The organism is Corallococcus sp. Z5C101001, from assembly GCF_007352635.1.
Lineage (GTDB): Bacteria > Myxococcota > Myxococcia > Myxococcales > Myxococcaceae > Corallococcus > Corallococcus silvisoli.
Map to the genome: position 1 here is coordinate 670,357 of NZ_VKLU01000001.1, position 20,859 is coordinate 691,215.

13 protein-coding genes are annotated in these 20,859 nt (G+C 70.0%); 7 read left to right on the plus strand and 6 right to left on the minus strand.

What is annotated here, in order from left to right; translation table 11 throughout:
- Positions 1-12 precede the first annotated feature (12 nt).
- The 5 genes from FOF48_RS02830 to FOF48_RS02850 form a co-directional block, all read right to left on the minus strand.
- A complete protein-coding gene (locus FOF48_RS02830) occupies positions 13-1,041 on the minus strand; it encodes an NAD-dependent epimerase/dehydratase family protein (RefSeq protein WP_143898460.1) in 1,029 nt (342 codons plus the stop codon).
- Positions 1,038-5,447: an AMP-binding protein gene (locus FOF48_RS02835; protein WP_143898462.1), complete on the minus strand. Its 4,410-nt coding sequence runs from the start codon at positions 5,445-5,447 to the stop codon at positions 1,038-1,040. The genes FOF48_RS02830 and FOF48_RS02835 overlap by 4 nt, the downstream gene beginning before the upstream one ends.
- Positions 5,448-5,464: 17 nt before the next feature.
- On the minus strand, positions 5,465-7,075 hold the full coding sequence (locus FOF48_RS02840; protein WP_120605790.1) for a lactate racemase domain-containing protein: 1,611 nt from the start codon (positions 7,073-7,075) through the stop codon (positions 5,465-5,467).
- Positions 7,076-7,101: 26 nt separating this feature from the next.
- Positions 7,102-7,767 (minus strand): HAD family phosphatase, encoded by a 666-nt coding sequence (locus FOF48_RS02845; protein WP_143899092.1) that lies wholly within the window; start codon positions 7,765-7,767, stop codon positions 7,102-7,104.
- Between the two features lie 105 nt (positions 7,768-7,872).
- The gene (locus FOF48_RS02850; RefSeq protein WP_143898465.1) at positions 7,873-8,877 is read right to left on the minus strand and encodes an NAD(P)-dependent oxidoreductase; all 1,005 of its coding nucleotides are present in this window, start codon (positions 8,875-8,877) and stop codon (positions 7,873-7,875) included.
- Between the two features lie 380 nt (positions 8,878-9,257).
- On the opposite strand from FOF48_RS02850, the gene FOF48_RS02855 reads away from it, so the two are divergent.
- From FOF48_RS02855 to hemH, 6 genes are all read left to right on the plus strand, one after another.
- The gene (locus tag FOF48_RS02855; protein ID WP_120527703.1) at positions 9,258-9,590 is read left to right on the plus strand and encodes an SWIB/MDM2 domain-containing protein; all 333 of its coding nucleotides are present in this window, start codon (positions 9,258-9,260) and stop codon (positions 9,588-9,590) included.
- A gap of 188 nt (positions 9,591-9,778) precedes the next feature.
- Positions 9,779-12,886 (plus strand): malto-oligosyltrehalose synthase, encoded by a 3,108-nt coding sequence (treY, locus tag FOF48_RS02860; RefSeq protein ID WP_186001741.1) that lies wholly within the window; start codon positions 9,779-9,781, stop codon positions 12,884-12,886.
- Positions 12,883-15,027 carry a glycogen debranching protein GlgX gene (gene glgX / locus FOF48_RS02865; RefSeq protein ID WP_143898467.1) on the plus strand — a complete coding sequence of 715 codons (2,145 nt, stop codon included), beginning with the start codon at positions 12,883-12,885 and terminating at the stop codon, positions 15,025-15,027. Before treY ends, glgX begins: the two co-directional genes overlap by 4 nt.
- A 113-nt stretch (positions 15,028-15,140) precedes the next feature.
- Positions 15,141-16,136 (plus strand): TerC family protein, encoded by a 996-nt coding sequence (locus FOF48_RS02870; protein ID WP_304503193.1) that lies wholly within the window; start codon positions 15,141-15,143, stop codon positions 16,134-16,136.
- A gap of 63 nt (positions 16,137-16,199) precedes the next feature.
- Entirely contained in the window at positions 16,200-16,583 is a 384-nt protein-coding gene (gene apaG / locus FOF48_RS02875; RefSeq protein WP_143898469.1) for a Co2+/Mg2+ efflux protein ApaG, read from the plus strand.
- A gap of 20 nt (positions 16,584-16,603) precedes the next feature.
- Positions 16,604-17,671, plus strand: a complete 1,068-nt coding sequence (hemH, locus tag FOF48_RS02880; protein ID WP_143898472.1) for a ferrochelatase — start codon at positions 16,604-16,606, stop codon at positions 17,669-17,671.
- Here the strand turns inward: hemH and FOF48_RS02885 are convergent.
- Positions 17,646-18,722, minus strand: coding sequence for a hypothetical protein (locus FOF48_RS02885; RefSeq protein WP_143898474.1), 1,077 nt, complete (start codon positions 18,720-18,722; stop codon positions 17,646-17,648). The genes hemH and FOF48_RS02885 overlap by 26 nt on opposite strands.
- A gap of 541 nt (positions 18,723-19,263) precedes the next feature.
- Between FOF48_RS02885 and FOF48_RS02890 the strand changes: the two genes are divergently transcribed.
- On the plus strand, positions 19,264-20,835 hold the full coding sequence (locus tag FOF48_RS02890) for an aldo/keto reductase (RefSeq protein WP_186001742.1): 1,572 nt from the start codon (positions 19,264-19,266) through the stop codon (positions 20,833-20,835).
- Positions 20,836-20,859 lie beyond the last annotated feature (24 nt).

Genomic DNA, 20,859 nt, shown 5'->3' on the forward strand with positions numbered 1-20,859 from the left:
TCCCCGCGGGGCTCAGGTGCCTTCGCGGGTCTCGGCCAGCCGGCCGCGCGTGCCGGGCAGGTTCCCGGGCGGCATCTTCCCGTAGAGGTACTGCACGGTGTCGAGCAGCGTCTCGTGGACGTCGCGGGCCTTGAAGCCCAGCTCGCGCTCGGCCTTGGCGGGCTCCAGGTAGAAGAAGTGCTCGCCAATCTCGACCTCCTGCGGGTCGAGCTTCGGCGTGGTGCCGCGCGCCTTCGCCCACTGCTCCAGCAGCTTGCCGCCCCAGAGGGTGAGCTCGCGCGGCAGCTTCATGCGCGGGGCGGGCACGCCGGTGAGGCGCTGGAGCCGGTCGAAGAAGTCCGCCATGGACATGTTCACGCCCATCAGGTGGCGGCCGTACACCTCGCCCCGGGTGAGCGCCTGCACGAAGGCGTCCGCCGCGTCGCGCGCGTCCACGAAGGAGATGCCGCCGCCGGGCATGGCGGGAATCTCCCGGTTGAGGAACTTCACCACCGTCCAGGTGGACGACAGCCGGTCATCCCCGGGCCCCATCAGCAGGCTGGGGTTGAGCACCACGAGCGGGATGGCGTGCTTGCGGCAGTACTCCAGCGCCAGCTTCTCCTCGTAGATCTTCGACAGGTAGTAGGGCCAGTTCGCGACGGTGGTGATGGGGTAGTCGTCGTCCTCCGTGCCCACGCGGTCCACCTTCGACACGGCGATGGTGCCGGAGGTGGAGCCCAGGATGACGCGCTTGACGCCCGCTTCGCGCACGTCGCGCAGGAACTCGCGCGTGCAGTCCACGTGCAGCTCGTACATCCGCCGCGCGTCCTTGTTCTGGAAGGAGACGAGCCCCGCCAGGTGGTAGACGGCGTCCACGCCGTCCAGCGCGCGGCGCACCGCCTCGCGGTCCTTCAGGTCGCCCTGCTGGACCTCCGTCTTCGCGAACGCGGGGCCCACGGGCTTCGAGCGCGCGATGAGGCGCACGTCGTGGCCCGCGGCCACCAGCTGGGGCACCAGGTGCGTGCCCAGGAACCCCGTGCCTCCGGTGACGAGCAGCTTCACGCGTCCTTCCCTTCCGGCAGGGCCCGGGCGGGCGGGGTGAAGTCCCGGTCCGCGCCCACCTGCTCCAGGTCCAACACCTTGCCTGCCCTCAGCGAGCGCACCGCCTCCTCCGCGATGTGCGTTACGTAGCGGTAGCCCTCCGAGCGCGCCATGCCCTGCGCCCGGGCCTTGAGCGACGCGTACTCCAGCGCCGGGCCCACGTGCACCTCCAGCTCCTTCGTCTTGGGGAACATGGAGCCCTTGGGCAGCGCTTCATACGCGCCGTGGATGTAGAGCGGCAGCACGTCCACCCCGTACGTGAGCGACAGGTAGCCCAGCGTCGGCTTGAACTCCATCAGCTCGCCCGTCTTGGAGCGCGTGCCCTCCGGGAAGATGAGCACGTTGAAGCCCTGGCGGAGCGCTTCGCCCGCCACGCGCAGCGACTCGCGCAGCGACCCCTGCCGGTCAATGGGGATGAGGTGCGTGAAGTTCTCGAACCACGCGCGCTTGAGCGGCGTGTCGAAGAAGTAGTCGCGCGCGGCCAGCGACACCATCCGCTCGCCCTGGTCGCCCAGCACCACCCGCACCAGCCCCGCGTCCAGGTGGCTGGCGTGGTTGGCGATGACCAGGAAGTTGCGGTTCTGCGGGATGAACGCCTTGCCCGTCACCTTCACGTCGAAGACGCCGCCGTAGAGCACCTTCTGCCCGAACGACAGCAGCTGCCGGCCCAGCGCGGACACGGACTCCGGGACGGGAATCTCCGCCTCCTCCGCGCGCGCGTTCTCCTTGGCGATGTCGCGCGCCCGCGTCTCCTGCGATGGCCGGCGCCCGGAGGCCAGCACCAGCTTGCGCAGGTCCTCCACCGTCTGCACCTGCGTCAGGTCTTCAATCGCGGGCAGCGGCACGCCCGCGCCCTCCAGCGCCACGGACATCTCCGTGAGCATCAGCGAGTCGAAGCCCAGATCGCCAATCAGCTGCGCGTCCGCGCGCACGTCCGACACCGGGCGGTGGCACACCTCCGCCACCAGCGGGAAGAGCCAGTCCGACACGCCGCCCGTGGTGGACGCCGCCTGCGCCTTCTCCTTCACGCGGCCCGCGGTGGCGGACACGCGGTCCAAGCGCTGCAGCTCCTCCACCACGCGCTTGCGCTTCACCTTGCGCGTGGACGTGCGGGGCAGCTCGCCGTCCCAGAAGCGCAGCACCTTCACGCGCCGGTAGAAGGGCATGCCCCCGCTCACCTTGCGGAAGTGCTCCTCCAACTCGTGGCGCACCTCTTCGCGGGGCCGGTCCTTGAAGTCCGGCACGCACAGGCACGCCACCTTCTCTCCGCCCGCCTCGTCCGGCAGGCCGACGATGGACAGCTCCTTCACGTGCGGGTGCTCCTGGTACAGCTCCTCCAGCTCGTCCGGGTAGACGTTCTTGCCGTTGGCGTCGACGATGACGTCCTTGGCGCGGCCCATCAGGTACAGCCGGCCCTCGTCATCCATGCGGCCCAGGTCGCCGGTGTGCAGCCAGCCGTCCTTCACCACGGCCTCGGTGGCCTCGCGGTCCCCGAAGTAGCCCGCCATCACGTTGGGGCCCTTGGCCAGCACCTCGCCAATGCCTTCGGTGTCCGGCGTTTGAATCTTGAACTCGATGCCGGGCAGCGCCTTGCCCACGGTGCCCTTCACGCGCTTGTTGGTGGCCTCGGACACCGCCAGCACCGGCGCGGCCTCCGTCAGGCCGTAGCCCTCTCGCATGGTGAAGCCCAGCTCGTGGAAGGCCTGGTGCACCTCTTCGGACAGCGCGGAGCCGCCCGACACCAGCACCTTCACCCGCCCGCCGAACTTGCGGTGCACCGGCCAGAACAGCAGCTTGCCCAGGTTGAGCGAGCTGCGGTTGCGCAGCTCGCCGTTGGCCGCCATCAGCGCCTTGAGCGCCTGCTCCACCAGCGGCGGGCGCGCGGCCATCTCCTGGGTGATCTTCCGGTGCAAGAGCTGCCAGAGCGCGGGCACGCCAATCATCGCGGTGACGCGGCCCGTCTCGAACACGTCGCCCAGCCGGTCCGACGTGAGCTCGTCGATGTAGGTGATCTCCGCGCCGCGCGAGAATGGCGTGAGGAAGCCGGCGGAGAACTCGAAGGTGTGGTGCAGGGGCAGCACGGACAGCACGCCGTCGCCCACGCCCACGTCGAACGCGCCCGCCAGCTTCGCCACCAGCGCCGCGAAGTTGCGGTGCGTGAGCATCACGCCCTTGGGCGTGCCGGTGGTGCCGGAGGTGAAGATGACGCTCGCCACGTCGTCGGCGGCGGCGGACTTGCGCACCGGCCCGATGCGGTCCGGGAACCGGGGGTCGCCCGTCATCGCCTCCGCGAGGCTCGTCACGCCCACGCCGTCACCCAGCGCGGTGAAGAGGCCGGGGAAGTCCTGCGCGGCCTGCTCGGACACCAGGCACTGCTTCGCCGCCGCGCGCTTCGCGATGTTGATGACCTCCGCCTCCGTGAGCGCGGGATCCACCGGGACCACGGTGCCGCCCGCGCGCAGGATGCCGAAGTAGCTGATGGCCCACTCCGGCCGGTTCTCCGACACCAGCAGCACGCGCTCGCCGCGCTGGAGGCCCGCGGCCAGGAGGAAGCTGCCCACGCGCGCGGCGTAGCGGTGCACCTCTCCGAAGGTGAAGCGCTCCTCCTTCTCTCCCGCCGCCATGCGGAAGGCCACCCGGTGGCGGTACGCGTGCACCGTGGCCTCGAACAGCTCCAGCAGGTCGCGCGCCGCGGGGATGGCGGTGCGCTTCTCGCGCTCCTCGTCCAGGCCGGGGAACACCCACTTCTCCAGGCCGGGCAGGTGCGTGCCCAGGAAGTACTCGCGCCAGTCGATGCGGTCCGGCGCCCAGTCAATCCTCGCGCGGTCCTGCGGCACCATGCGCTCGTAGACGGAGCGCGTGTTGTCACAGCGGAAGACGTACCGGTTCTCCCAGAGGAAGGGGAGGAACAGGTCGATGAGGCCGGTGAGGCTGCCCGCCTGCGACTCCACCTCGTCCAGCGCCGTCTTGGCCTTGTCCACCATCGCCTGGATGCGCGGGGCGCCCCAGGCGGGCCGCACCTCGTCCAGCGTCTTGCGCAGCAGCTTCGCGCCCTTGAGCAGCATGGGCGCGCTGAGCAGCTGGAACTCCTGCTTGCTCACGGGCTGCGGCTCGATGCGCGAGCGCAGCGAGTTGAGCAACGCGTTGCCCGTCTCGCGGTTGCGGTAGAAGCGGCGGCGGTACAGGCCCACCAGCTCCACGGACCGGCTCGCGAGGAACGGGTTCACGTCGCCGGAGGCCAGGTGGTAGACGCGGCGCTCCTCCACCTGGATGGCGTGCGCGGTGATGCCCAGCGTGGCGCCCGCCACCTGGTCCACCGGGATGATGTCCAGGATGGCGTGGTCGCCCGCGGGGATGCCGCGCTGACCCTTGATGCCCGCGTACGCCAGCGGCGCGGACGTGGTGAAGCCCTCGTTCCAGCCGGGGAAGGGGAAGTGCGCCGCGCTCTCCACGATGGAGGGGCGCACGATGGAGTAGCGCAGGCCCGGCGTCCCGGCCATCACCTGCTCACCCAGGTGCTTGGTGTACGTGTACGTGTTGGGCCAGCCCCAGTGCTGCGCGCGCTCCATGCCCGCGCGCACCAGCTCGCCGGACAGCCACAGCTTGCGCTCGCGGCCCACGGCCAGCCGCAGCGTCTTCTCGTCGGTGGCGTCGCGGCCCTCCTCCTCCAGCCGGTCCAGCGCCTTCTGGCGGAAGATGGACGTGAGGGCCTTGTCGTCCGCCTGCTCGCGCAGGCGGGCCACGGTCTTCTCCGCGTCCGCCAGCTCCTGCTCCAGGCTGAAGTCGCGCCCGTCCATCTCCTCCCGCTTGGGGAAGTAGCCCAGCACCGGCTCGTCCTCGAAGACGAGCCCGCTGCGGTTGCCCGCGACGAACGCGGTGGACATGTGGATGAGCGGCACGGCCCACTTGAGCGCCAGCTCCACCGCGTTCTTCACGCCGTGGGTGTTGACGTTGAGGCCCACCTCCAGCGACGGGTTGAAGGACACCAGGCCCGCGCAGTTGACGATGGCGTGCACCTGCCCGGTGAGCGCCGCGACCTGCGCCTCCTCCAGGCCCACCCAGGGGTCGGTGATGTCGCCGTCCAGGACGGTGCACTTCGCCTTCAGGTACGCCATGGCCCCGTCGTCGCCCAGGCGGTCGCGCAGGGGCTGGAAGGGCTCGCTGGGGGCGACCTTGTCGAAGAAGCGGCGCTCCGCGGACGCGGCGCTGCCCTTGCGCACGACGACGTAGACCCGGTCCAGCACGTCGCCGTAGCGGGAGAGCAGCATCGACAGCGTCACCTTGCCCACGAAGCCGGTGGTGCCGACGAAGACGATGCGCTTGCCGGTGAAGACCTCGGTGACGTTCAGCTCGGAGGGCGTGGCCATGTCCGTGTGCGACCCTTTCACTTCACGTCCACCATCACCGTGGGCGCGATGCGCAGCAGGCTGATGGACGCCGAGCGCCCCATGAAGCCGCGCGCCTCTTCAATCGCCTCGGAGAGGGTGTCGGTGCGGTCCCAGCCGAGCAGGGCCGGGACGTGGTTGTTCTCCGCGCCCGCGACGATGACCTTGCCCACGTGCTGGCGGCCGTTCTCGCCCCAGTACCACATGTAGAAGGGGTGGACGCCGTGGTAGGCGTTGCCCTTGCGGTACAGGTGCACGTAGCTGGGGTTCTCCGCGAACTCCTTCTCGTACTTGTGCTCCAGCTTCATGGAGTCCCGCGTCTCCGGCAGCAGCCGGTGGAAGAACTCGATGTAGCTGGGGTGCTGCACGGGGTCGAACTCGTCGTAGGCCGGGTGCAGGAGGATGAGCACGCCCCCCTTCTTCACCAGCGGCACGCCCCGGTTGAGGTTGTAGAAGTAGCCCAGCCCCATCACCTGCACGAGCAGCGGGTTGAGGATGGAGTTGACGCTGTAGGGGCTGACGAACGGGATGGGGAAGATGACGATGTCGCTCTGCCCCTCCACCGGCACCACGTACTGCTTCCAGCTCTGCTCCAGCGTCTTCGCGTGCGTGGGCTCCGTGGCCCCCGCGAACACGCCCGTCACGTCATAGGGCGCGGGGATGGCGTTGAGCACCTTGCGCGCCGCGGCGCGGGGCAGCTTGGACAGCGTGAAGCGCAGGGCCTGGAACTTCAGCCGGTCCGCCTCCGTGTAGTCCTCTTCCTTCTTCGCCAGGAAGTCCGTGGGCGCGCCGAACATGCGGTTGTTCAGCGTGGTCTCGATGTGGAAGACCTTGAGCGTGTTGTCGATGACCGTCCCGATGCGCGAGTTCTTCGTGTAGAGCGCGCTCGCCTTCGGCTCCATGTAGCTGTCCGACTCGCGGATGGTCTTCGGGTTGTGGTGGTGCCGCAGCGACGCGTAGTTCGTCACGCCCGTGCCCATGGACTTGTGCCCGCCGTTCATGGGCACGAAGTTGATGTTCACGTAGACGATGAGGTCGCTCTCCGCGACGCGGCGGTTCACCGCCACGACCTCGTTGTGGCTGGTGCGCTCCAGCTCCGTCATCCCGTCCGGATCTTCCGCGTCGTGGTTGTAGTAGCGGTCCGGGTAGTAGGCGTCGAAGATCTTCTCGCCCACCATGCGCTTCATCTCGCCTTCGGTCATCCGGCGGTGCAGCGCGTTGGCGATGACCAGGTGCACGTCATCCACGCCGGAGTCGGCGCACAGCTCCAGCACGACCTCCAGGATGGACTGGCGCACGTCCGGCGTGACCATGGGCGGCAGGGGCACGCTGATGTCGTCGATGACGCACGTCAGCCGCATGCCGGGGCGCAGGAGCGCGTGCAGCGGGTCCATGCCCTCCGGGTGGTTGATGGCCCAGCGGATGGCGGCCTTCACGTTGGGCACGCCCTCCAGCGGGGGGCGGGGGAAGATGACCCGGGTACCCACGGGCAGGTCTTCCTGGAGGAAGCCTTCACCGTAGAAGAGCGCCCGAGGGGGGCTGCCCTTCTCCGTGATGACCACCTGGCTTTCCTCGTCGTACAGCTTCTGGAGCGTCTTGAGCGGGCGCATGGCAGGGGCGGGGGAAGGAGTGGGGGTTACTTCAGGTCCAGGATGGGCCAGTTGTACGCGCGCGCGAGCGAGCGCAGCCGCAGGTCCGGGTTCACCGCGGTGGGCCGTCCCACCACGGCGAGCATGGCGTAGTCGGAGGCGCTGTCCGAATAGCCATGGCACTGGTTGAGGGCCAGGCCCTCGCGCTCACAGTAGGCGCGGATGGCGTTGGCCTTGTTGGCGCCTTCGATGATGGGCGGAATCACCTTGCCGGTGGCCTTGCCGCCCACGAACTGCATCTTGTTGGCGATGACGTCGTCGCAGCCCAGGTGCCGGGCCAGCGGGCGCATGGTGAAGTCCAGCGCACCGGTCACGAGCACGATGCGGCAGCCGGCGCGGCGCGCCTCGTCGATGAGGTCCTGCGTCTGCTCGTACAGGGCGGGCTTGAGGACGTCCTCGAACATGTCCTCCGCGATGGTGACCAGCCGGTCCTCGCTGAGGCCCGCGTAGTAGCGGTAGAAGAACTCGTTGAAGGCCTTGCGGTTGACGGCGTCCAGGATGCCGAACACCGGCAGGCCCAGGGCGGTGCCCAGGGTGCGGCCCGCGATCCCCCGGAGGGAACCCCGGTTGGTCGCGTAGTAGGCGTAGACGTGGACGATGTTCGTCCGCACCAACGTCCCGTCGACGTCGAAGAAGGCGGCTTTGGCGGGCACTTTGGGGGGCATGGTCGGTCGGGCTTCCTCCCATCCTGGAGGGGGTCCGGTCAACGATGCCGGAAGGGGGCGGGGTGGGGGGAACCGCCCTGGGAGCGCATGGGGCTATAACCAGCCCTGAGCGCGATACCATTCACCGCTGCGTGTGATCGACTCCGCCAGGTTTCTTCGTGGACGGAAGCCCAGCAGCCGTTCGGCCTTGGCCCCCGAGCACGTCCAGGCCGGGGCTAGCAGCTGCCGCGCCAGCTTCCGGTTGAGGGGGAGCTTGCGGCCCGTCAGCCGCGTGACGCCATCCGCCACCGTCGCCAGGGCCGTCAGCACCGGGGGGTTCAGGCGCCACGTGCGCGGATGGTAGCCCAGCGCCTTCGCCCCCAGGTCCTGCATCTGTTCCAGGGTCAGCCGCTCCGGGCCCGCGCAGAAGAACGCCTCGCCCAGGGCCTCCGGCCGCTCCGCCAGGACGAGCAGCAGGTCCACCACGTCCTCCACGTCCACCAGGGACAGCGGCCGGGGACCGCCGGCCAGCTCCAGCCGGATGCCCTGCTTGCCCAGCTTGAAGAACGTCAGGTTTTCCCGGTCTCCGGGCCCGAGGATGCGGGGCGGGCGGATCACCGTGACGGGCAGCCGGTCCTGGAAGGAGAACGCGATGCGCTCCGCCTCCGCCTTGCTCTCGCCGTACCACTCGTGGGGGTGGAACGCGTCCTCCTCCACATGGGGCCTGTCCGGGGTGGAGGGCCCGTGCGAGGCCAGCGACCCGCACATCACCAGCCGGGGCCGGGTGCCGCCGGGCGGGGCCTCCAGGGCGGCCAGGGCCTCGCAGAGGTGCTGGGTGCCGCCCGCGTTGACGCGCATGAACTCGTCCCGCAGCGCGGCGCGTCGGATGCCGGCCAGGTGGAAGACGACGTCCACGCCCTTCACCGCGGCGTCCAGCGAGGCCCGGTCCGTCACGTCGCCGACGAGGCGCGTCCAGGGGTGCCCTTCGAGCGCCTTCTCCAACTCGCGGGTGTCCGTGGTGGGGCGCAGCAGGCAACAGACGCGGTCGCCGCGAGCGGCCAGGGCCCGCGCGAGCCAGGTCCCCAGGAAGCCACCGGCGCCGGTGATGAGGGCATTCATGGATGCTGTTTCATCCGAAAAGCCACATCCCGTCCACCGCCGAAATGGGGCCCCCCGTCCTAGAGGGGGCGCGGGTCCGTGGCGCCGACTTTCCGCCTCCGGACGCGTTCCGGGGCGCATTCCCCGAGGGAAAACGGCCTCCGGAGCCTGTTTCTGGGGCTCCGGACGCGCCGCGAGGCTTCCGCTCCCGAGGGAAGAATGCGCTGCGGGGCCGAGTTCTAGCCTTCGAATCCATCGCTCCGAGGCTTCTCCGAGGGAAAAAGCACGCGATGGGCGCTGTTTTTCGAGCGGGGCCGTGCTACTACGCGCCATCGGCTCTAGCTTGAAGATGCAAGCACGCCGTGCAACGTCCCCTTCGGAGGGGAGGAGACACAAGACGAATGGCCGCCAAGAAAGCCGCTGCGAAGAAGACCGCTGCTCCCGCCGCCAAGAAGGCCCCTGCTGCCAAGAAGGCCGCGGGCCGTAAGCCGAACGCCGCGTTCATGAAGGAGATGACGCCTTCCACCGAGCTGGCGGCGATCGTCGGTAACAAGCCGCTGCCCCGCACCGCGGTGGTCAGCAAGATCTGGGACTACATCAAGAAGAACAACCTCCAGGACGCGAAGAACAAGCGCCAGATCAACGCCGACGACAAGCTGAAGCCCATCTTCGGCGGCAAGAAGAACGTCACCATGTTCGAGATGACCGCGCTGGTGAACAAGCACCTGAGCTGAGCGGTGCAGGGCCCGTCGGGGCCGTCGCCGGTCGCCCGAAGGACCCCGAGGGCTCGTCACGCATCGCGCGGGACGGGCCCTCCGCCTTTTTCCCCTGTCCACCCGGAGCCCACCGGAGCGTTGAAAAGGGGGCGAAGGCCCATCTGCCCGCTGGCGGACGCGCTGCGTCGGACCTAGCTCTGCGGGTCATGTACCAGGACGGGTTCGAGGCTGGGGAGCGCTCCGTACGGCAGGCGGACGCGGATGGCGCGCACACGACAGTGGAGGCCTTGGCGGAGGGCCTGTTCGAGCAGGTGCGGAGCCAGGTGCAGTCGCGGCGCGTCACGCCGTTGTCCACCTACCGGATGCAGCTGCACCAGGGCTTCACCTTCCAGCAGGCGAAGGCCGTGGTGCCGTACCTGGCCCGGCTGGGCGTGAGCGACTTCTACGCGTCCCCCTACCTCAAGGCCACGCCGGGCAGCACCCATGGCTATGACTGCGTGGACCACCAACGGCTCAACCCGGAGGTGGGCTCACCGGAGGACCACGAGGCCTTCTGCGACGCCCTGCGCGAGCACCAGATGGGGCAGGTGCTGGACGTGGTGCCCAACCACATGGGCATCGAGCGCGACAACCGGCTGTGGTGGGACGTGCTGGAGAACGGCCCGTCATCCGTCTACGCGAAGTTCTTCGACGTGGACTGGCGGCCGGTGAAGGACGAGCTGGCGGACAAGGTGCTCCTGCCCATCCTGGGCGACCAGTACGGCATCGTGCTGGAGCGCGGGGAGCTGAAGCTGTCGTACGCGTCCGGCGCCTTCCACCTGCACTACTACGACCACCGGCTGCCGGTGGCCCCGCGCCAGTACGCCAGCCTCCTGGGGCATGGCCTGGAGCGGCTGCGGAATCAGCTGGGCGAGGCGTCGCCGCACCTGGTGGAGCTGCTCTCCATCCTCACCGCGCTGGAGCACCTGCCCCCGCGCACGGAGGTGAACCCGGCGAAGGTGGTGGAGCGCCACCGCGAGAAGGAGGTCATCAAGCGGCGGCTGGCCGCGGTGGTGGCGGACAGCGAGGTGCTGGCGGAGTACGTGGAGGAGAACGTCCGGGTGTTCAACGGCACGCCCGGCAACGTGCGCTCCTTCGACATGCTGGACGCGCTGCTGCAGGGGTGCAGCTACCGGCTGGCGCACTGGCGGGTGGCGGGGGAGGAGATCAACTACCGCCGCTTCTTCGACATCAATGGCCTCGCGGCCATCCGCGTGGAGGACCCGGACGTCTTCCAGGAAGCCCACCAGCTCATCTTCGACTGGCTGCGCGAGGAGCGGGTCACGGGCCTGCGAATCGACCATCCGGACGGCCTGTTCGACCCCACCGCCTACTTCCTGGACCTCCAGGAGCGCTTCTTCGTGGAGCGCGCGCGGGCGCGCTTCGAGGCGGAGCACGCGGGCGGGGCGGGTTCGCGCTGGGCGGAGGTGGAGGCGCTGCTGCGCGCGAAGTGGCGCGGCGAGGTGATGGACACGCCGGACAGCCCGCTGCGCAAGGCGCTCTTCGTGGCGGTGGAGAAGATCCAGGGCGGCCGCGAGCGCATCCCGGACGCGTGGGGGGTGCACGGCACCACCGGCTACCGCTTCGCCAACGCGGTGAGCGGCCTCTTCGTGCACCCGGCCGCGGAGGCGCATCTGACGGAGACGTACGAGCGCTTCGCGGGCGGCACGCAGGACTTCGCGGAGCTCGTGTACCAGAAGAAGCTGCTCATCATGCGCGTGAGCATGGCGAGCGAGATCAACGTGCTGGCGCACGAGCTCAACCGCATCTCGGAGATGAACCGCCGCACGCGCGACTTCACGCTCAACAGCCTGCGGCGCGCGTTGGTGGAGTTCATCGCGCTGTTCCCCGTCTACCGCACCTACGTGGACGGCTGGCGCGCGGAGCTGGACGTGCGCGACGTGCAGTACATCGAGTGGACGCTCCAGCGCGCGAAGGAGCGCAACACCACCACCAACGCGTCCATCTTCGACTTCCTGCGCGACATCCTCCTGGGCCGCTACCCGGAGCACGTGGGCGACGAGGAGAGGGCGGTGATGCTGCGCTTCGCGATGAAGCTCCAGCAGGTGACGGGGCCCGTGATGGCCAAGGGGCTGGAGGACACCGTCTTCTACATCTACAACCGGCTGGTGAGCCTCAACGAGGTGGGCGGCGAGCCGGAGCACTTCGGCATGCGCGCCACCACCTTCCACCTGCGCAACCAGGAGCGCGCGGAGCGCTGGCCGGGGAGCATGCTCACCTCCAGCACCCACGACACCAAGCGCAGCGAGGACGTGCGGGCGCGCATCAACGTCCTCACGGAGCTGCCAGAGGCCTGGCGCGAGCGGGTGCGCGCCTGGGCGGACCTGACGCAGCCCTTCGTCAGCCACCTGCCCTCGGGCCCCGCGCCGTCCTCCAACGACGTCTACTTGTTCTTCCAGACGCTGGTGGGCGCGTGGCCCATGGGCGAGCACGTGCCCGCCGACGAGCTGAAGGCGTTCCACCGCCGCGTGCGCGAGTACATGGGCAAGGCCATCAAGGAGGCCAAGGTCCGCACGTCGTGGACCAACCCGGACGGCGCCTATGACGACGCGATGGCGCGCTTCGTGGACGCGTGCTTCGACCCGGCGAAGGGCGGCGCGTTCCTGGACGACGTGAGGGCCTTCAAGCGCCGCATCGAGCGCGCGGGCCAGCACAACTCGCTGGGGCAGCTGCTCCTGAAGCTGGCCTCGCCCGGCGTGGCGGATACATACCAGGGCTGCGAGCTGTGGGACCTGTCGCTGGTGGATCCCGACAACCGCCGGCCGGTGGACTACGCGCTGCGAGAGAAGCTGCTCGCGGCGCTGGACGCGGCGGCGGCGAAGGACCGGCCGGCCCTGTGCGCGCGGCTGTCCGCGGACCTGGACGACGGGCAGGGGAAGCTCTTCCTGCTGGCGGAGGCGCTGCGGCTGCGCCAGCGGCACGCGGACCTGTTCCGCGGCGGGGGCTACGAGGCGCTGGAGGTGTCCGGTCCCCGCTCGCCCGCGGCGGTGGCGTTCGCGCGCACGCACGGTGCCAGCGTGCTGATTGCCTGCGCGCCGCGTTACACCTTGGAGGCGCTGGAGTCAGGCGGGCTGGCGAAGGCCTACGACGGCACGTTCCTGGACCTTCCGGAGGCATATGCGGGCATGATGTTCCGCAATGTCTTCACCGGGCGCCCCGTCCGTCCCCAGCCGGGGCCGGGAGGCGTGGGGCTGGCCCTGGGGCCGCTCCTCGCGGAGTTCCCGGTGGTGCTGCTGGAGAGGAGCACTGGATGAGAAGGACCGAGGTGCTTCCAGGGAAGCCGTTTCCCCTGGGCGCCACGTACGACGGGAACGGTGTCAACTTCGCTGTGTTCAGCGAGCACGCGAAGAAGGTGGAGGTCTGTCTCTTCGACCCCGCCGACCCGAAGAAGGAGACCCGCCGCTTCCCGTTGCTGGAGACGACGCATCACGTCTGGCATGGCTACCTGCCGGGCTTGCACGCCGGCGCCCTGTACGGCCTGAGGGTTCACGGGCCGTACGAGCCGAAGAAGGGCCTGCGCTTCAACCCGCACAAGCTCTTGGTGGACCCCTATGCCCGGGCGTTGCACGGCAAGGTGGACCCCAAGGCCCCCATCCACGCCTACGTGCACGGGAGCAAGGACGAGGACCTGTCCTTCGACACGCAGGACGACGCCTGGGGCGTGCCCAAGGGCGTCATCCTGTCGGACGCGTTCGACTGGGAGGGCGACCGGCGGCCGGACGTCCCCTGGCACAAGACGGTCCTCTACGAGCTGCACGTGAAGGGCTTCACGAAGCTCCACCCCCGCGTGCCCGAGCACCTGCGCGGCACCTACGCGGGGCTGGCGCACCCGGCGACGCTCGAACACCTGAAGAAGGTGGGCGTGACGTCCGTGGAGCTGCTGCCCATCCACGCGTTCATGGACGAGCCGTTCCTCACCCAGCGCGGGCGCACCAACTACTGGGGCTACAACACGCTGGGCTTCTTCGCGCCGGACGCGCGCTACAGCGCGTCGGGCTCGCTGGGCGAGCAGGTGTCGGAGTTCAAGGGGATGGTGAAGCTGCTGCACCGCGCGGGCATCGAGGTCATCCTCGACGTGGTCTACAACCACACCTGTGAAGGCAACCACCTGGGGCCCACGCTGTCCTTCAAGGGGCTGGACGCCGGCGCGTACTACCGGCTCAGCGACAAGGACCCGCGCTACTTCATGGACTTCACCGGGTGCGGCAATTCGTGGAACGCCACGCACCCGTACGCGCTGAAGCTCATCGCGGACTCGCTGCGCTACTGGGTGGAGGTGATGCACGTGGACGGCTTCCGCTTCGACCTGGCGACGACGCTGGGGCGGGACCGGCACGGCTACGACACCCGCGCGGCGTTCTTTCAGATCCTCCACCAGGACCCGGTGCTCAGCCGCGTGAAGCTCATCGCGGAGCCCTGGGACGTGGGGGACTACGGCTACCAGGTGGGCAACTTCCCGGTGCTGTGGAGCGAGTGGAACGGCAAGTACCGCGACACCATGCGCCGCTACTGGAAGGGCGACGACCGGCAGGCGGCGGAGATCGGCTCGCGGCTCACTGGCAGCTCGGACCTGTATGCGCTGTCCGGCCGCAAGCCCACGGCGAGCGTGAACTTCGTCACCGCGCACGACGGCTTCACGCTGCATGACCTGGTGACGTACAGCCAGAAGCACAACGAGGCCAACGGCGAGGAGAACCGCGACGGCGCCAACGACAACCACGCGTGGAACTGCGGCGTGGAGGGGGAGACGCACGACCCCAAGGTGAACGCGCTGCGCGAACAGCAGAAGCGCAACTTCCTGGTGTCGCTCTTCCTGTCCCAGGGCGTGCCCATGCTGGTGGCCGGCGACGAGATGGGCCGCACGCAGAAGGGCAACAACAACGCCTACTGCCAGGACAACGAGCTGTCGTGGGTGAACTGGGAGCTGAACGAGACGCAGCGGCAGCTCCTGGACTTCACCACCCGCATCATCAAGCTGCGGCGCGAGCAGCCGGTGCTCTCCAAGCGCCGCTTCTTCCGCGGCGCCCACATCTGGGACAGCGAGCTGAAGGACCTGGCGTGGTTCCGGCCGGACGGCAGGGAGATGAAGCGCGAGGACTGGGAGAAGCCCTATGTGCGCTCCCTCGCCTTCCTGCTGGGGGGCGACGCCATCGCCACGCCGGACGACGAGGGCCACCGCATCGTCGGGGACACGTTGCTGGTGTTGCTCAACGCGCACCACGAGCCCATCACCTTCCTCCTGCCCGCGCTGGAGTGGGGCGCGGACTGGGAGCTGGTGGTGGACACGGCGGCCACGGGCGAGTCCCAGCGCACGCACACCCCCGCGGGGGGCAAGGTGCAGGCGGTGGGGCGCTCCGTGGTGGTGCTGCGGCGGCCCGCGACGGAATGGGAGTAGCCGCCGGGGCCGTCCCGGGGTAGGCAGCGGATTCGAGACGCGCGGCGCGGCACCTCCCCCGGGGTGCCTTCCGCTGGCGCGCGGCGGCTGACCGACCGGGAACGGATGCGCGCGTGACGACCAACACACTCTGGCTCTGGGTGGGCTTCAACGTCTTCGTCCTGGCGATGCTCGCCCTGGACCTGGGGCTGTTCCACCGCAAGGAGCACGTGGTGTCGCCGAAGGAGGCGACGCTGTGGACGCTGGTGTGGGTGAGCATCAGCCTCGCGTTCTGCGGGGGCGTCCTGCACTACGGCGGCCGGGGCCCGGCGCTGGAGTGGCTGACGGCGTACGTGGTGGAGTACGCGCTGTCGGTCGACAACCTCTTCGTCTTCCTGATGGTGTTCGGCTACTTCCGCGTGCCGCCGCAGCACCAGCACCGGGTGCTCTTCTGGGGCATCCTGGGCGCGTTCGTGATGCGCGCGCTGCTCATCGTCGCGGGCACCGCGCTGGTCGCGCGCTTCAACTGGCTCATCTTCCTGTTCGGCGCGTTCCTCGTCTACACGGCCTCCAAGATGCTGTGGGCCAAGGACGACGACGAGGTGGACCCGGAGGCGGGGCTCATCGTCCGGATGGCGCGGCGCCTGTTGCCGGTGGCGCGGCAGGGCGAGGGCAGCCGCTTCTTCCTCACCGAGGACGGCCGGCGCAAGGTGACGCCGCTGTTCATCGTCCTGCTGGTGGTGGAGGCGACGGACCTGCTCTTCGCCATGGACTCCATCCCCGCGGTGCTGGGCATCAGCAAGGACCCGTTCATCATCTACTCGTCCAACGTCTGCGCCATCCTGGGCCTGCGCTCGCTGTTCTTCGTCGTCTCCAGCCTGATGGAGAAGTTCCACCTGCTGAAGGCCGCGCTGGGCGTCATCCTGGCCTTCGTGGGCGTGAAGATGCTCATCGAGCACTGGTACAAGATCCCCATCGGCGTCTCGCTGTCGATCATCGGCGGGTGTCTGGGGGTGGCCATCCTCGCGTCGCTGGTGTTCCCCAAGCCCCCGGAGGCGGAGCAGCCCCCGGAGGTGGCGGAGGCGGACAAGACCCCGGAGGCGCCGGCCCGGAAGCAGGAGCGCGGCTGACGGGCGGCGCCGGGGCCTGTGTTTCCCTTGCATCGGGCGGGAGTCGCTGCCAAGTCTTCCGCCATGTCCACCGCCACCACCGATGGCATCCGCGTCACCGTGGAGCCGACCTTCTGGCCGGAGCGCAGCACGCCTGAGTCCGGTCAGTTCGCCTTCATGTACAAGGTGGAGATCGCCAACGAAGGCGAGGTCCCCGCGCAGCTCCACGCCCGGCACTGGCTCATCACCGACGCCCAGGGGCACGTGGACGAGGTGAAGGGCGAGGGCGTGGTGGGCCGCCAGCCTCACCTCAAGCCGGGCGAGCGGTTCGAGTACACGAGCTGGGCGATGCTGCGCACGCCCTTCGGCACCATGCGCGGCACCTACGAGATGGTGCGCCCGGATGGCACGCGCTTCGAGGCGCGCATCGCCGAGTTCGCCCTCACGCTGCCCCACTCGCTGCACTGAAGGCCCCGGGGGGACACGCCATGGCCGTGCCGACCACGAAGCGGGGGCTGCTGCTCGTCAACCTGGGGACGCCGGACGCGCCCGAGTCCGGGCCGGTGCGCCGCTACCTGCGCGAGTTCCTCAGCGACCCGCGCGTCATCGACATCCACCCCGTGGGGCGCTGGTTCCTGCTGAACCTCTTCATCCTGCCCTTCCGCCCCGCGAAGAGCGCGGAGGCGTACCGCAAGGTGTGGATGCGGGAGGGTTCGCCGCTGCTCGTGCACGGCCGCGCGCTGGAGGCCGCGGTGGCCGAGCGGCTGAAGGACGACTACGAGGTGGCGCTGGCCATGCGCTACGGCAACCCGTCGCTGCCGGACACCGTCGCGGCGCTCCGGGCGAAGGGCGTGTCGGAGTTCACGGTGCTGCCGCTGTACCCGCAGGAGGCGACGTCGTCCGCGTCATCATCGCTGGCGCGCCTCTACGAGGTGCTGGCGGAGGGCTGGGACGTCCCCAACGTGCGCGCGGTGCCGGCCTTCCACGACGACGCGGGCTTCCTGGACGCGTTCGCGGCGGTGGCCCGGCCGGTGATCTCCGACGCGCGCGCGGACCACGTGCTCTTCAGCTTCCACGGGCTGCCGGAGCGGCACATGCGCAAGAGCGACCCGACGGGGCGGCACTGCCTGGCGTCCCAGGGCTGCTGCGACGTGCTGACGGCCGAGAACCGGCACTGCTACCGCGCGCAGTGCTACTCCACGGCGCGGCTCCTGGCCCAGCGGCTGGGGCTGCCGGAGGGCGGCTACACCGTGGCCTTCCAGTCGCGCCTGGGGCGCACGCCGTGGGTGAAGCCCTACACGGACGTGGTGCTGCCGGAGCTGGCGGCGAAGGGCGTGAAGCGGCTGGCGGTGATGTGCCCGGCCTTCGTGGCGGACTGCCTGGAGACGCTGGAAGAGATAGGCCTCCGCGCGAAGGAGCAGTTCGTGGAGGCGGGCGGGGAGTCGCTGACGCTGGTGCCGTCCCTCAACGCCCACCCGGAGTGGGTGGACGCCGTGGTGCGGATGGTGCGCGCGTCGGACGGGCCGTCCGCTACGGCGTCGGCGGGGTCGCGGTAGGCGGGGTCGCGGTGGGCGTCTGGGGCGCGCTGACGGGCGTGACGCGGGCCTGGTAGGTGCCCACGGGCAGGTTCACCGCGGGCTGGGCGGGGCCGGTGATGGTGGTGGAGAGGGTGCCCTCCCACGAGCGCCACTGCCCGGCCTTCACCAGGAACTCCCCCTTGCCGCGGACCTTCACGGTGGCGCCCAGCTCGGTGCCTTCGGGAGGCCCGGTGGGGGCCGCGGGGGCGTCCGCGGGCTCGTCGGCGCCTTCGGTGGGGGTGCCGCCTTCGGTGCCCGTCATGCGCACGCCCTTCTTGGCGCCGCTGTTGACCACGCTGACGCGCGGGGCGGAGAGGGTGCCGCCGAACTGCTCCACGATGTCGTACTCGAGCGTGGCCACCTGCTCGCCGTTGTCGCCCGGGCTGACGGAGACGAGCTTCACGCGGTTGTGGCGCTCGCCGCCGGGGGCGCGGCGGAACTGGGTGCCCAGGGCGTCCGGGGCGGTCAGCTCGGTGCCCAGGGACCACGTCTCACCGGGGCGCACGGGGTCGCGCGGCAGCTCCAGCACCAGCGTGGCCAGGTTGCGCTCCAGGCCATGGAGCCCGTCGATGATGAAGCCGCGGTCGCTGAAGCTGGCGTCCTCCGGGGCTCCGCCCGCGGGCGTCACGCGCAGGTGGCGCTCACCGGAGCGGTCCAGCTCCAGGAGGTAGGTGATCTCCGAGGGGACGGGGGCCGCGGCGGCCGCGGGGGCCGGGGCGGGGGCGGCCTTGGCGCCCTTCTTCTTCTTGTCGGCCTTGGGCTCCGCGGGAGCGGACTCGGGGACTGCCGCGTTGCGGTCCAGCGCGAGGCCCAGGCGGAAGGAGATGGGGGCGTCCTGGACGAGCTTCCAGCGCAGCACGACGGCGTCCTTGGGCACGGCGGGCGCCGCGGGGGGCGGCGCGGCCTCCTCGACGGGGGCGGGCGCGGTGGCCCCGGGCGGGCGCGGGATGGGCTCCATCTTCCCGGGGGCTTCCTGCTTGCAGGCGGTGAACGCGAGGGCAACGAGCAGACCGGACAGACTTCGCTTCACGGGGACACTCCTGGGTGACCGTCGCGGGATAGCGGAGCGGACGGCGGTTGTAAAAGGGAGAAGGTGGATTGACGCGGCCCGCTGAAGTGGGGGCTTCAAGGATGGCCGTACGGTGCCACGCCCCGGGGTGAAGCCCTGGGGCTCGGTCCCCTCTCCAAGAAGGGAGCCTGGGGGAGCGGGGCCCCCGACCGCAAGACCCCTCGGCCATCAGGAGGACCCCCGGGCTTCCGCCGGGCGCGGTCTTCCTGTCGGGGCCGAGGGCGCGACGCGAAGCCCTTCGCGCGTGCATCGCCGGTGCTGCCAGGGATTGAAGGACGTCCAGGGTGAGGTCGGCCGTTTCGTGCGGGCGATGGGAGGTGCTGACTCGCGGGGGGCCGCGTTGAGCGCTGTCGTCGCCGACTGCTACCTTCACGGCACGAGAGGACGAACCATGTTTTGCCGACGCTGTCACAAACGCGCGAACCAGTGCATCTGCCGTGCGGGCCCGCAGCTCCGTGCGGTCGAGCGGGGCTCCATCGCGGGCCCGAGCGGTCAGCTCCCCATGGGCGTCACGCACCCCGTGCTGGATCCGCCCCCGGGGCTCGCCACCGAGCTGGACGACCGCGACCTCGACCAGGCTTTCGGCACGGACGTTGGCAAGACCCGGCCGAACGTGGAGAAGAAGCGGATCATCGGCCAGGCGCTGGACGCGGGCTACCGGCTCCTGGACTGCGCGCTCCTCTACGATTCGTTCGCCAGTGTCTGTGAGTGCTTGCGCGAGCGCGACCTGCTCGACGAGGCCTTCATCCTCTTCAAGGTGAAGCCCACGGAGATCGCCGAGCTGCGAGGCGTCTTCCGGCCGCTGGGGCGGGGGCCGGACGTCCTGATGCTGCACGAGATGGCGGCGACCACCTCGAAGACGGTGACCGCGATCGGCGAGCTGGCCAATCGGATCCGCAGCGGCAACGGGCGCTACCTGGGCCTCAGCAACGTCACCACCGTGGAGGAGCTGCGCACCCTCTGCGAGGCCGCGCGGGGCTTCCGGGTGCCGGTGTCCTGCGTCCAGAACCGGTGCAGCCCGTACTACCAGGACACGGAGATCCGCCGGTACTGCCGCGAGCAGGGCATCGTGTACCTCGCGTACGGGCTGATGGGCAGCCGGCAGCAGGGGGCCTGTCACGGTGAGGGTTACGGGCTGCCGACGCTGTATCTGTTGCCCACCCTGGACCCGCGACTGGAGGCCCTGGCCGGGGGACTCCAGCTCCGGGATGCGGGTCGGCTCCGGCCGGCCTCGACGGGCGAGCTGCTGCTGTACTGGGCGTTCATGCAGAACGTCATCCCCGTGGCCTTCTCCACCGACCGGGAGCGGGTGCGCTACAACCTGGAGGCGACCCAGATCAGCGCGGGGGCCACGCTGCGAGGCATCGAGGCGCTGTTCAGCGTCCCCCAGATGGACGGCGCCCGCGCCATCCGGACTCGCGATTCGCCGATTCGCGCGCTCTACATGGCGCTCCGCGACCCGACGGCGTGGTGGCTCCTGGACGAGGTGTGCCGGGTCGCCGGACCGCTGATGGCCGCGCTGGTCGAGCGCGCGGGGCTCGGGTCCTCCGTGGCGTTGCGCAACATCGTCTACAACCTGATGCGCTTCGTCGCCGACCTCCAGTCCAACAACATGCCCTGGCAGGAGACCCTGCGGGACGAGTTCCAGCAGCTCGACACGGCGTTCCGGAGCGCGGGGGACGCGGACGCGAAGCGGCGCCTCTTCGAGCTCTGCTACGAGTGGTTGATGAAGGACTCCCTGGCGGGTGGTGGCGTGAAGGAGGCCCTGGACCGGCCCGGGGAGATCCGCAACGGCAGATATGTCCCGGCGCACCCGGTGACCGCCACGGGGCGGCTCGCGGCGGGGCAGTCAGCCCGGCTCGTCGAGCGGCGGCCGGACGTGGGGACCGTGCTCACCCTCAAGGAGAGCGACCACTCCACGTACATGGATGGCTACACCCCCGTGGAGTTCGAGGACCTGGCCGCGAACCAGGTCTACGACGTGCTCTACTGCGGGCAGCACGACCTCAGCGTCCGGCTCTTGTCAGCGGGCTCCCGGCCCAAGGCGGCGGTCCTCAAGCCCGAGCCGTTATGAGCGTGGGGGCGGGGGCGTTGGTGG